Genomic DNA, 12,817 nt, shown 5'->3' on the forward strand with positions numbered 1-12,817 from the left:
GGGGTTGTTTGCCCCCTGGACCGTCTTTTCTCCCCCCGCCGGGGGGGCGCCACGGGAAAGGAAAAAAGCCCTCTGGGAGGTTCACACCCGAACGGGCAGGAGGGGGGTTGCTGTTTTCCCGGCTTACGAACCCGAGTAAGAGCAGCGGGGGGGAGTGCCCCCCGCCACTTTACAGGTGCTTGCATATCTTCAACGCACCCTATTTTTACCCTGGCCTGCCCACGGGCAGGCTTTTCAGGGCGTTAGCGAGTCAGGTCGTCAAAAAACTTCTTCACGCCATCGAAGAAGCTCTTCGAGCGCGGGCTGTTGTGCTCGCCGGTTGGGCCACCGAAGCTTTCTTGCAGCTCTTGCAGCAGCTGTTTCTGCTTCTCGTTCAGACCTACCGGTGTTTCGACAACAACGCGGCACAGCAAGTCACCTTGCGCACCGCCGCGAACAGACTTGACGCCTTTACCGCGCATACGGAACAGCTTACCGGTCTGGGTTTCGCCAGGCACTTTCAGTTTAACGCGCCCATCAAGGGTCGGCACTTCGATTTCGCCACCCAGAGCTGCCATAGCGAAGTTGATCGGCACTTCGCAATACAGGTTGTTGCCTTCACGCTCGAAAATCGGGTGCTGTTTAACCTGTACCTGAACGTACAGATCGCCTGCCGGTGCGCCGTGTTCGCCCGCTTCACCTTCGCCCGCAAGACGGATGCGATCTCCAGTGTCCACCCCTGCCGGGATTTTAACGGACAGCGTTTTGCTGCGCTCAACGCGACCATGACCATGACACTTGTTGCATGGATCTTTGATAAGCGTACCGCGCCCCTGACAGTGCGGACAGGTCTGCTGTACAGCGAAGAAGCCCTGGCGCATCTGCACCTGACCAGAACCATGACAGGTCGGACAGGTCTGCGGCTGCGTGCCTGGTTTTGCACCGCTACCGTGGCAAACGTCACACTCTTCCAGAGTCGGAATGCGGATCTCTTTGGTCACGCCACGTACAGCTTCTTCGAGGGTGAGCTCCATGTTATAGCGTAAATCAGCACCACGCGCCGCACGTTGACGACCACGTCCGCCGCCAAAAATATCGCCGAAAACGTCACCAAAAATATCGCTGAAGTCTGCGCCGCCGCCAAAACCGCCGCCGCCCATGCCGCCTTGCTCAAACGCCGCATGACCATACTGATCATATGCCGCGCGTTTTTGCGAGTCGGTCAGAACTTCATAAGCTTCCTTGATCTCTTTAAATTTCGCCTCGGCCTCTTTGTCACCCTGGTTACGGTCCGGGTGATATTTCATGGCCAGGCGTTTGTAGGCCTTTTTGATTTCACGCTCTTCCGCTGTTCTGGAAACGCCTAAAATCTCGTAATAATCAAGCTTCGCCATCTTTTTTTAATTGCCCCTAGATGAATGCACGGGCGGAGAGGAAAATCCCCTTCGCCCGTGTCAGTATAATTACCCGTTTATAGGGCGATTATTTTTTGTCTTTGACTTCTTCAAACTCGGCGTCGACAACATCGTCATCTTTTGCGTTGTTTGCAGAAGCATCAGCACCGGCAGTCTGCTGCTGGGCATGTTGCTGCTGGGCGATTTCCATCAGTTTCTGGGAAACCTGTGCCAGCTCCTGCATTTTCGCTTCGATAGCGGCTTTGTCTTCACCTTTCAGAGCAGTTTCCAGTGCAGTCAGCGCAGACTCGATAGCAGTTTTGTCGTCAGCCGGCAGTTTGTCGCCTGCTTCTTCAACCTGCTTACGGGTACTGTGCAGCAGATGGTCGCCCTGGTTGCGGGTCTGTACCAGCTCTTCAAACTTACGGTCTGCTTCGGCGTTAGCTTCAGCGTCGCGTACCATTTTCTGGATTTCATCTTCGTTCAGACCAGAAGAAGCCTTGATGGTGATCTTCTGCTCTTTACCGCTGTTTTTGTCTTTCGCGGAAACGTGCAGGATACCGTCAGCATCGATATCGAAGGTAACTTCGATCTGCGGCATGCCGCGCGGTGCCGGGTTGATGCCATCCAGGTTGAACTGACCCAGAGATTTGTTATCAGCCGCACGTTTACGTTCACCCTGCAGCACGTGGATGGTTACCGCAGACTGGTTGTCTTCAGCGGTAGAGAACACCTGGCTGTGCTTGGTCGGGATAGTCGTGTTTTTCGCGATAAGCGTAGTCATTACACCGCCCATGGTTTCGATACCCAGAGACAGCGGGGTAACGTCCAGCAGCAGTACGTCTTTCACGTCGCCAGTCAGTACACCACCCTGAACGGCAGCACCGATTGCCACAGCTTCGTCCGGGTTAACGTCTTTACGCGGCTCTTTACCAAAGAACTCAGCAACTTTCTTCTGAACCATTGGCATACGAGTCTGACCACCAACGAGGAGAACATCGTCGATATCAGATACGGACAGGCCAGCGTCCTGCAGAGCAACTTTCAGCGGCTCGATGGAACGGTTCACCAGGTCTTCCACCAGGCTTTCCAGTTTCGCACGAGTCACTTTGATGTTCATGTGTTTCGGACCGGTCGCATCTGCAGTGATGTACGGCAGGTTAACGTCGGTCTGTTGAGCGGAAGACAGCTCGATTTTCGCTTTTTCTGCCGCTTCTTTCAGGCGCTGCATTGCCAGCGGGTCGTTACGCAGGTCAATACCCTGATCTTTCTTGAATTCTTCAACCAGATAGTTGATCAGACGGCTGTCGAAGTCTTCACCACCTAAGTGGGTATCACCGTTGGTTGCCAGAACTTCGAAGGTTTTTTCGCCGTCAACTTCGTCGATTTCGATAATGGAGATATCGAAAGTACCACCACCAAGGTCATAAACCGCGATAGTACGGTTACCAGTACCTTTGTCCAGACCGTAAGCCAGCGCAGCTGCGGTCGGTTCGTTGATGATACGTTTTACTTCCAGACCAGCGATACGGCCTGCGTCTTTAGTTGCCTGACGCTGTGCATCGTTAAAGTATGCCGGTACAGTGATAACAGCTTCAGTTACCGGTTCGCCCAGGTAATCTTCCGCGGTTTTCTTCATTTTTTTCAGCACTTCAGCAGAGATCTGCGGCGGTGCCATTTTCTGGCCTTTAACTTCGACCCATGCGTCGCCGTTATCAGCAGCAATAATTTTGAACGGCATGATGGAAACATCACGCTGTACTTCTTCGTCCTGGAAGCGGCGGCCAATCAGGCGTTTAATCGCAAACAGGGTGTTTTGCGGGTTCGTCACTGCCTGACGTTTAGCCGGCTGACCAACCAGAGTTTCACCATCCTGGGTATAGGCAATGATAGAAGGCGTGGTGCGATCGCCTTCGGCGTTCTCCAGCACACGAGGAGTGGTGCCATCCATAATCGCTACACAAGAGTTGGTAGTACCCAGGTCGATACCAATAATTTTACCCATCTAAACGTCTCCACTATATATTCGGTCATCATGTGGTATGAGTCTGTAATAGGGGCGAAACGTCTGGTTTCAACTGCCCAATTTCATTTTTTTGCAGACTCACTCACTGCGGTTGACTACTAAATGGGGTCGTAACCCACGTCATCAAGGGGGAGATGCAAAAATTTTTTGTGCTTTTGCGCAGAAATTTCGTGATATGCCGGAAGAAGACATGAAACAGACAGCCGTTTTATTCATATAAAGAATGAATTCAACACAAGGCATTCACCAAAAAATTGTAATAAAAAGAAAAGATTACATACCTGAATCTTCTTTTCGTCAGCAGTAAACTAGTAGCTATTCATCCCCTACTGCTCCCCGCTAAGAGAATCTTTATGAAATCCGTTTTTACGATTTCCGCCAGCCTGGTACTTGGCCTTATGCTGTGCTGCACGGCGCAAGCTAACGACCATAAAATCCTCGGCGTCATTGCGATGCCGCGTAACGAAACCAACGATCTGGCGCTGAAACTCCCCGTTTGCCGCATCGTAAAACGTATCCAACTCACCGCCGATCATGGCGATTTACAGTTGAGCGGCGCGTCGGTTTATTTCAAAGCCGCCCGTAGCGCCAGCCAAAGTCTGCATGTTCCCGCAGAAATTAAAGAAGGGCAAACCACCAGCTGGATCAACATTAACAGCGATAACGACAACAAACGCTGCGTGTCAAAAATCACCTTTTCCGGTCATACAGTGAACTCGTCCGATATGGCCACGCTGAAAATTATCGGCGACGACTAACGCTTGAACAGAGAATCCCCAATAAATGAATGTTAATTACCTGAGTGATTCAGATCTGGATTTTCTCCAGCATTGTAGTGAGGAGCAGCTGACCAATTTCGCCCGTTTGCTCACCCATAACGAAAAAGGCAAAACGCGACTCTCCAGCGTTCTGATGCGTAATGAACTGTTCAAATCGATGGAAGGGCATCCCGAGCAGCATCGCCGCAACTGGCAGCTGATTGCCGGAGAATTACAACATTTTGGCGGCGATAGTATCGCTAACAAACTTCGCGGACACGGCAAGCTGTATCGGGCTATTTTGCTCGACGTCTCAAAACGGCTGAAGCTGAAAGCCGATAAAGAGATGTCTACCTTTGAAATTGAGCAACAGTTACTGGAACAATTTCTGCGTAATACCTGGAAGAAAATGGACGAGGAACATAAGCAGGAATTTCTCCAGGCGGTCGATGCCAGAGTCAACGAGCTGGAAGAGCTATTACCGCTGCTGATGAAAGACAAATTGTTGGCAAAAGGTGTGTCGCATCTGCTTTCCAGCCAATTGACCCGCATTTTACGCACCCACGCAGCAATGAGCGTGCTTGGGCATGGTTTGCTGCGCGGCGCGGGGCTAGGTGGCCCTGTGGGCGCGGCATTAAACGGAGTTAAAGCCGTCAGCGGTAGCGCCTATCGCGTCACCATTCCGGCGGTACTGCAAATTGCCTGCCTGCGCCGGATGGTTAGCGCCACTCAGGTCTGATACCGGATACCGGGGAAAATTTTCATTTTCCCCTCAAAAGATCATAGACACTGCCCCACTGGCTGATTATTATGCCGCGCCCTGAAATCACTACAGTTATTCAGGGAAATTATTTCACCATTCATTCAATGATGATTTTTGAGGAATTATGGGCAACACTAAGTTGGCTAATCCGGCACCGCTGGGCCTGATGGGCTTCGGCATGACCACCATTCTGCTTAACCTGCACAACGTGGGTTATTTCGCTCTGGACGGTATTATTCTTGCCATGGGCATCTTCTACGGCGGCATCGCGCAAATTTTTGCTGGTCTGCTGGAGTATAAAAAAGGAAACACTTTCGGGTTAACCGCCTTCACCTCTTATGGTTCTTTCTGGCTGACGCTGGTTGCGATTCTGCTGATGCCGAAACTGGGCCTGACCGATGCACCCAACGCGCAGTTCCTCGGTGTCTACCTGGGTCTGTGGGGCGTGTTTACGCTGTTTATGTTCTTCGGCACGCTGAAAGGCGCACGTGTTCTGCAATTCGTATTCTTCAGCCTGACCGTGCTGTTTGCGCTGCTGGCTATCGGTAACATTGCCGGTAACGAAGCAATCATCCACTTCGCAGGCTGGATTGGCCTGATCTGCGGTGCCAGCGCAATTTATCTGGCAATGGGTGAAGTGCTGAACGAACAGTTTGGCCGTACCGTTCTGCCGATTGGTGAATCCCACTAATTGTTTGAGCTCCCCCGGACAGGGGGATATCAGCGTGCGCTTTATTCATGCCGGATGCGGCATGAACGCCTGATCCGGCCTACATAATGATGCAAATTCAATATATTGCAGGAAGATCGTAGGCCTGATAAGCGTAGCGCATCAGGCAGTTTTGCGTTTGTCATCAGTCTGATCCCCCCGCCTGGGGGGATTTTTTTATTCGCTAACTTCGCGTCTTGCGCTCTTCGGTCTGAATGCTGCAACGACTTCCGGTGCCGTTTCAACGTATGGTCCTTCCAGCAACTGAATGCAGTACGGCACGCTGGCGAAAATGCCATGTACTACGACCTTACCCTCAGCGTCCTTCACCCCTTCCAGTGTCTCTTTGATGGACTTCGGCTGACCGGGTAAATTAAGAATCAGTGCCTGCTTACGAATCACCCCTACCTGGCGCGAAAGGATCGCAGTTGGCACAAAATGCAGGCTAATCTGGCGCATCTGTTCACCAAAGCCCGGCATCTCGCGGTCAGCTACTGCCAGCGTTGCGTCGGGCGTTACGTCACGGCGCGCCGGGCCAGTACCGCCGGTTGTCAGCACCAGATGGCAACTCATTTCATCCACCAGCTCACACAACGTTTGCTCAATGATCGCCTGCTCATCGGGGATTAAGCGGGTTTCCAGTTCAAACGGCGTTGTCAGCGCCGATATCAGCCATTCTTCCAGCGCGGGGATGCCTTTATCCTGATAAACGCCGCTGGACGCGCGATCAGAGATGGAAACTAAGCCGATACGTAAAGTATTCATCAAGATTTTTCCGTTTAAACAGTCTCGTTAAACAGAATGATACACTGCGAAGGGAGTGACAGACAGGCTTCAGAAGAGGTAGCGTGACCGACTTCCCGGTCACGCTAAGAATGATTACAGCAGATCGCCGATCATTTTTTCCAGTTTTTCCTGGTCAACAGCAAACTTACGGATACCTTCCGCCAGTTTATCTACTGCCATTGGGTCCTGGTTGTGCTGCCACAGGAACTCGGACTCGGTGATACGCGCCGGACGCGCTTTCACTTCACCAGTGTAAGACAGTTTACGTTCGATAGCCCCTTCGCTCTCAGCCAGCTCTTTCAGCAGTGCCGGAGCGATGGTCAGACGGTCGCAGCCTGCCAGTTCCAGAATTTCGCCGATGTTACGGAAGCTTGCGCCCATAACCACGGTTTCATAACCGTGCTCTTTGTAGTACTGGTAGATTTCAGATACAGAAACCACACCCGGATCTTCTGCTGGAGCGTACTCTTTCTTATCGGTATTGGCTTTGTACCAGTCAAGAATACGGCCAACAAACGGAGAGATCAGGAACACACCCGCTTCCGCACAAGCACGCGCCTGAGCGAAGGAGAACAGCAGAGTCAGGTTACAGTTAATGCCTTCTTTTTCCAACTGTTCTGCAGCACGGATACCCTGCCAGGTAGACGCCAGTTTGATCAGAATACGATCGTTGCTGATGCCAGCATCGTTGTAGAGTTTGATCAGGCGTTTTGCTTTCGCAATGGATGCTTCAGTGTCATAGGAAAGACGCGCATCAACTTCAGTTGAGATACGGCCCGGAACCAGTTTCAGAATTTCCAGGCCAATGTTTACTGCCAGTTTGTCGGTCGCGTCCACTACCTGCTGCGCGCGATCGTTGCTCTGCTGTTTCGCCCATGCGACAGCATCATCAATCAACTTACGGTATTCCGGAATTTGCGCTGCGTTAAGAATGAGAGAAGGGTTGGTTGTGGCATCCTGCGGTTGATACAGCTTCATTGCCGCAATGTCCCCAGTGTCGGCCACTACAGTGGTGTACTGACGAAGGGAGGTCAATTTGTCCGTCATGATAGTATTTCTCTTTAAACAGCTTGTTAGGGGGATGTAACCGGTCTGCCCTGATGATATCACGACGTAACGACAGCGCAACCGCAGACAAGAGGGTTATCACCAGGCAAGACTGTTTCGGATTTCTGACACGGCGTTGATATCACCCGCCATTTTTAAACAAAAACTCAAGTATGCTACACAGGCGTTATCTACCAATGCACATCGTATATAATTCTTAATCAATTGGTAACGTTTACACAGGAATGTAACCGCGTGCCGGCGACAAGAGGGATACGAATGCCTGATTTTTTCTCTTTTATTAACAACGTACTATGGGGATCAGTGATGATCTACCTGCTCTTCGGCGCAGGCTGTTGGTTCACTTTTCGTTCTGGGTTCGTTCAATTTCGCTATATTCGTCAGTTTGGCAAAAGTCTTAAAAATAGCATTCATCCGCAACGAGGCGGTTTAACCTCTTTCCAATCATTGTGTACCAGTCTCGCCGCGCGCGTCGGCAGCGGCAACCTGGCAGGCGTTGCGCTGGCCATCACCGCCGGTGGACCGGGTGCTGTTTTCTGGATGTGGGTTGCCGGGTTTATCGGCATGGCGACCTCTTTTGCCGAATGTTCCCTTGCACAACTTTATAAAGAACGTGACGTCAATGGGCAGTTTCGCGGCGGACCGGCATGGTATATGGCGCGAGGATTGGGAATGCGCTGGATGGGCGTTCTGTTCGCCGTCTTTTTGCTCATCGCCTACGGACTGATTTTCAGCGGAGTTCAGGCAAATGCTGTCGCTCACGCGATGAGTTTTGCATTCGATTTCCCCCCGTTAGTAACGGGTGTCATTCTCGCCATTTTTACTCTGTTGGCGATAACTCACGGCATTTATGGCGTCGCCCGGCTAATGCAATGGTTTGTCCCTATTATGGCGTTAATCTGGGTACTCACCAGCCTGGTCATTTGCGCAATGAATATCGGGCAACTTCCACACGTTATCTGGTCTATTTTTGAAAGTGCCTTTGGCTGGCAGGAAGCGGCAGGCGGCGCAGCGGGTTATACCCTGAGTCAGGCAATTACTAACGGTTTTCAGCGCAGTATGTTTTCCAATGAAGCGGGGATGGGATCAACACCGAACGCAGCAGCGGCGGCGGCATCATGGCCACCGCATCCGGCAGCGCAAGGTATTGTCCAGATGATCGGCATCTTTATCGACACGCTAGTCATCTGTACGGCAAGCGCCATGCTGATATTACTGGCCGGTAACGGCACCACCTATATGCCACAGGAAGGTATCCAACTCATTCAGAAAGCGATGCGTGTATTAATGGGGTCATGGGGGGCAGAATTTGTCACGATAGTGGTGATTCTATTTGCCTTCAGTTCGATCGTCGCCAACTACATTTATGCCGAAAATAATCTCTTCTTTTTACGGCTGAACAACCGGAAAGCTATCTGGAGTCTGCGTATCTGTATCTTTGTTACCGTCATTGGCGGCACCCTCCTGAGCCTTCCTCTGATGTGGCAACTGGCCGATGTTATTATGGCCTGCATGGCAATCACCAATTTGACCGCGATTTTGCTGCTTTCCCCTGTAGTGCATATCATTGCCAGCGATTATCTGCGCCAACGTAAACTTGGCGTGCGTCCGGTGTTTGATCCGCTGCGCTACCCGGATATCAGTCAGCAACTGTCCCCTGACGCGTGGGATGATTTGTCGCAGGAGTAATCACAACTATCGATCAACTCATCCACTTTTTTTGCTACAGTCGCAGTAAATTTCCTGCAAGGACTGGATATGTTGATTCTGATTTCACCTGCTAAAACGCTTGATTATCAAAGCCCTTTGGCCACCACGCGCTACACGTTGCCGGAGCTGTTAGACAACTCCCAACAGCTTATTCACGAAGCGCGGAAGCTAACGCCCCCGCAGATTAGCACGCTGATGCGCATCAGCGACAAACTGGCGGGTATCAACGCCGCTCGCTTTCATGACTGGCAGCCAGACTTCACGCCGGAGAATGCCCGGCAGGCGATTCTGGCGTTCAAAGGCGATGTCTACACCGGTTTGCAGGCCGAAACCTTCAGCGAAGAAGATTTCGCTTTTGCCCAGCAGCATTTGCGTATGCTTTCCGGTTTGTATGGCGTACTGCGCCCGCTCGATTTAATGCAGCCATATCGTCTGGAGATGGGTATCCGTCTTGAGAACGCCCGGGGCAAAGATCTGTACCAATTCTGGGGTGATGTGATCACCAACAAACTGAACGAGGCGCTCGAAGCACAAGGCGATCAGGTAGTGATTAACCTGGCGTCAGATGAGTATTTTAAATCAGTGAAACCGAAGAAACTGAATGCTGAGATTATCAAGCCGGTGTTCCTCGATGAGAAGAACGGCAAGTTTAAGGTTATTAGCTTCTACGCTAAGAAAGCGCGCGGCCTGATGAGTCGGTTTATCATTAAAAATCGCCTGACCAAACCAGAGCAACTGACAGGTTTTAACAGCGAAGGTTACTTCTTTGATGAAGCCAGCTCCAGCAATGGCGAACTGGTGTTTAAACGCTACGAACTACGTTAAGTTTGCGGTAAATGCCGGAGGTCATCCGGCATTTATATTTAGCGGTGATGTCTGTCCGGACCAGGACGATGCTCGCCGCCGTGATCGTTTCGATGATCTCCACGGTGATCATTTCGATGATCATTATACCAATTATGGTGCGGCTGCGATCCGTGTGGGTGCCAGCGATTGCCTCGCCATTCATAATTTCTATACCACCAGTTATGGTCACGCCAGTAACCGCCATCCCAGTAGAAACCGCGATAATCACGATCGCCAATCTGTAACTTTACTGATGGCACCAGCATTATTTCCTCTGCCTGCGCTGCCATAGGAGCGACCAGAATCAGGGAAAGTGCGAGTAGGATAGATTGCATCTTTTTCACAGGTGACTCCTTTTATCATTGCCAGTTATGGGTCGATATCAGGAGCTTACGGTAAAAGAATCCCCGTTGTCATTCTCTACAATTCAAAGAGCTAAGTTACCGCATTTATTGAAAATTTCTCCTTTTTTTCTGTCGATTTTTCTCATGTTTTCTCCATAAAAAAGCCGAACTGCATAAACGCAAGCCCGGCCATTTTCAGGAAATTAATGGATTCTACTTATGATTCATCATGAGTTTGCGCAACGCGGCAAAATCGGCGGGCAGGTTATGAGAAAGCAGCGGTAATTCGGCTCGTTCTGCCAGCTCTTTTGGCAGTTCCAACGTTTCACCAAGAATCACTTCCACGCTCTCTTTAAACTTCGCCGGGTGCGCAGTGCCGAGGAACAGGCCATATTCTCCCGGATGTAGCTGGTCACGCAGCGCACGGTAAGCCACGGCAGCATGCGGTTCCGAGGTATAGCCCAGTGCTTTTAACTCACGCATTGTCTGCTGGGTGGTTGCATCATCCACCGCCGCATAACCCAACTCCTTCAGTTGCCAGATTTTACGGCGGAACAATTCCTCCACTCGCGGCCAGTTGTTTGGCTGGCTGACATCCATCGCATTGGATAATGTCGCCTGGGTAGCTTTAGGCGCCCACTGTCCGTCATGCAAGAAACGCGGCACCGTATCGTTAACGTTAGTAGCCGCGATAAAACGCTTCACCGGCAGACCGAGTGATTTCGCCAGCAATCCTGCCGTCAAATCGCCGAAGTTTCCGCTCGGCACCGAGACAACCAGCTGATTACGCGCTTCCTGCGGCAACTGCGCCACAGCTTCAAAGTAATAGCAAATCTGCGCCAGCAAACGACTGATGTTAATAGAGTTAGCAGAGTTCAGCCCCAGCGCCACTTTCAGTTCTTCATCATCGAATGCCTGTTTAACAAGAGCCTGGCAGGCATCAAAATCGCCGTCGATAGCGACGGTTTCAATATTGCCCCCCAGCGTACAAAACAGTTTTTCTTGCAGTGGGCTGATTTTGCCATGCGGGTAAAGGATGACCACTTTAACATTCGGTAAACCGTAGAAAGCGTGAGCCACTGCCGCTCCGGTATCACCGGAAGTCGCCGTCAGAATAGTCACTGGCTTATCGCCCGCAATATGGGTCAGCATTTGCGCCATAAAGCGACCGCCGAAATCTTTAAATGCCAGCGTTGGCCCGTGGAACAGTTCCAGGCAACCGACATCATTTTCAACTTTGGCAACCGGAGCCGGGAAAGCAAATGCCGCACGCACGCGCTCTTCCAGTACTTCTTGTGGGATCTCATCGCCAATAAACGCAGAGAGGATCTTCGCGCTGCGAGTGACGAAATCCAGTTTCAGCATCTCATCAATTTCGCTCAGGCTGAATTCCGGTAGTTCATGAGGGAAAAACAACCCCTGATTTTTGCCCAATCCCTGCGTTACGGCTTGCGCAAAACTGACCTGCTCGTTGTGATCTTTCAGATTGTAGAGTTTCATTTAGTTTTCCAGTACTCGTGCGCCCGCCGTATCCAGCCGGCAAATATGAACAAAACCTTCCTGATTTTGCAGGTAGTTCTTACCCAACCAGTCGGCAACGCGCTGGGCGGTATCCGGCTTGTCACACAGAGCGAACACGGTCGGCCCGGAGCCGGAGATACCGCTCGCTACCGCGCCGATTTCCGCAACAGCTTGCCGCGCCTGCCGGAAGCCAGGCAGTAAACGTTCACGGTAAGGTTCAGCGATAACATCTTTCATCAGCTTCGCGGCAAGTTCTGGCTGGCGGGAATAGCAGGCATGAATGAAGCCCGCCAGATGTCGCCCGTGAGCAATGCAATCCTGGCGGCGATACTGCGCCGGTAAAATAGCCCGCGCTTCTGCCGTCGAGACTTTAATCCCCGGATATGCCAGCACCCATAACCACTCATCAAATCCTGGTACCTGCTGGCTGATGATGCCGTTTTCTTCAATCATCAACTGCATACCACCAAGAAAACACGGTGCCACGTTGTCGTAATGAATGCTGCCGGAGATACGCCCTTCCAGCTCGCCCATCAAGGCCAGCAGGCGGGTATCATTGAGCGGCTTACCGCAGTGTTCATTCATCGCTACCAGCGCCGCGACCACTGAACAGGCGCTGGAACCTAAGCCAGAACCGATCGGCATATTCTTTTCCAGGGTCATCGCCACCGGAATTTGCTTACCCACTTCCTGGCAAAAACGCTCCCAGCACTGATAAACGATATTTTCCTGCGGTTCTGGCGGTAGCTTACCTGCAAACCGTCCAAGATTGTTGAGACTGAAGCGCTCTGCTGACTCAACAGTCACTACATCTCCCAGCAAGGAACCATCAACAGGCGCCACCGCCGCCCCGAGCACATCAAACCCGACGCTCATATTGGCACTGGAAGCCGGAGCATAAACTTTAACCATT

12 protein-coding genes are annotated in these 12,817 nt (G+C 51.5%); 5 read left to right on the forward strand and 7 right to left on the reverse strand.

Going from position 1 to position 12,817, the window contains the following annotated elements; all coding sequences use genetic code 11:
* Positions 1–242: 242 nt before the first annotated feature.
* Together dnaJ and dnaK are read right to left on the reverse strand one after the other, a co-directional pair.
* The gene (gene dnaJ, locus A9180_RS20550; RefSeq protein ID WP_064530363.1) at positions 243–1,373 is read right to left on the reverse strand and encodes a molecular chaperone DnaJ; all 1,131 of its coding nucleotides are present in this window, start codon (positions 1,371–1,373) and stop codon (positions 243–245) included.
* An 88-nt stretch (positions 1,374–1,461) separates the two neighbouring features.
* Positions 1,462–3,378 carry a molecular chaperone DnaK gene (gene dnaK / locus A9180_RS20555; protein ID WP_064530364.1) on the reverse strand — a complete coding sequence of 639 codons (1,917 nt, stop codon included), beginning with the start codon at positions 3,376–3,378 and terminating at the stop codon, positions 1,462–1,464.
* A gap of 374 nt (positions 3,379–3,752) precedes the next feature.
* Between dnaK and A9180_RS20560 the strand changes: the two genes are divergently transcribed.
* The 3 genes from A9180_RS20560 to satP all read left to right on the forward strand — a co-directional run bounded on the left by A9180_RS20560 (position 3,753) and on the right by satP (position 5,611).
* Complete coding sequence (locus A9180_RS20560) at positions 3,753–4,157, forward strand: DUF2541 family protein (protein ID WP_064530365.1); 405 nt, start codon at positions 3,753–3,755, stop codon at positions 4,155–4,157.
* Positions 4,158–4,182: 25 nt separating this feature from the next.
* The gene (gene msyB, locus A9180_RS20565; protein ID WP_064530366.1) at positions 4,183–4,896 is read left to right on the forward strand and encodes an acidic protein MsyB; all 714 of its coding nucleotides are present in this window, start codon (positions 4,183–4,185) and stop codon (positions 4,894–4,896) included.
* Positions 4,897–5,044: 148 nt separating this feature from the next.
* Positions 5,045–5,611, forward strand: a complete 567-nt coding sequence (satP, locus tag A9180_RS20570; protein WP_064530367.1) for an acetate uptake transporter — start codon at positions 5,045–5,047, stop codon at positions 5,609–5,611.
* 195 nt (positions 5,612–5,806) lie between these two features.
* On the opposite strand, the gene mog is transcribed toward satP, so the two are convergent.
* Positions 5,807–6,394: a molybdopterin adenylyltransferase gene (mog, locus tag A9180_RS20575; RefSeq protein WP_064530368.1), complete on the reverse strand. Its 588-nt coding sequence runs from the start codon at positions 6,392–6,394 to the stop codon at positions 5,807–5,809.
* A gap of 114 nt (positions 6,395–6,508) precedes the next feature.
* Positions 6,509–7,462, reverse strand: a complete 954-nt coding sequence (gene tal, locus A9180_RS20580) for a transaldolase (protein ID WP_064530369.1) — start codon at positions 7,460–7,462, stop codon at positions 6,509–6,511.
* Between the two features lie 279 nt (positions 7,463–7,741).
* Between tal and A9180_RS20585 the strand changes: the two genes are divergently transcribed.
* Both A9180_RS20585 and yaaA read left to right on the forward strand, forming a co-directional pair.
* Positions 7,742–9,172: an alanine/glycine:cation symporter family protein gene (locus A9180_RS20585; protein WP_064530370.1), complete on the forward strand. Its 1,431-nt coding sequence runs from the start codon at positions 7,742–7,744 to the stop codon at positions 9,170–9,172.
* A 69-nt stretch (positions 9,173–9,241) separates the two neighbouring features.
* A complete protein-coding gene (gene yaaA / locus A9180_RS20590) occupies positions 9,242–10,018 on the forward strand; it encodes a peroxide stress protein YaaA (RefSeq protein ID WP_064530371.1) in 777 nt (258 codons plus the stop codon).
* A 38-nt stretch (positions 10,019–10,056) separates the two neighbouring features.
* Here yaaA and A9180_RS20595 read toward each other — a convergent pair whose 3' ends face one another.
* From A9180_RS20595 to thrB, 3 genes are all read right to left on the reverse strand, one after another.
* Entirely contained in the window at positions 10,057–10,383 is a 327-nt protein-coding gene (locus A9180_RS20595; RefSeq protein WP_064530372.1) for a DUF2502 domain-containing protein, read from the reverse strand.
* A gap of 213 nt (positions 10,384–10,596) precedes the next feature.
* A complete protein-coding gene (thrC, locus tag A9180_RS20600; RefSeq protein WP_064530373.1) occupies positions 10,597–11,883 on the reverse strand; it encodes a threonine synthase in 1,287 nt (428 codons plus the stop codon).
* The gene (thrB, locus tag A9180_RS20605; RefSeq protein WP_064530374.1) at positions 11,884–12,816 is read right to left on the reverse strand and encodes a homoserine kinase; all 933 of its coding nucleotides are present in this window, start codon (positions 12,814–12,816) and stop codon (positions 11,884–11,886) included.
* Between the last annotated feature and the right edge of the window lies 1 nt (position 12,817).

The sequence above is a fragment of the Escherichia sp. B1147 genome, assembly GCF_001660175.1.
GTDB classification, from domain to species: Bacteria; Pseudomonadota; Gammaproteobacteria; order Enterobacterales; family Enterobacteriaceae; genus Escherichia; species Escherichia whittamii.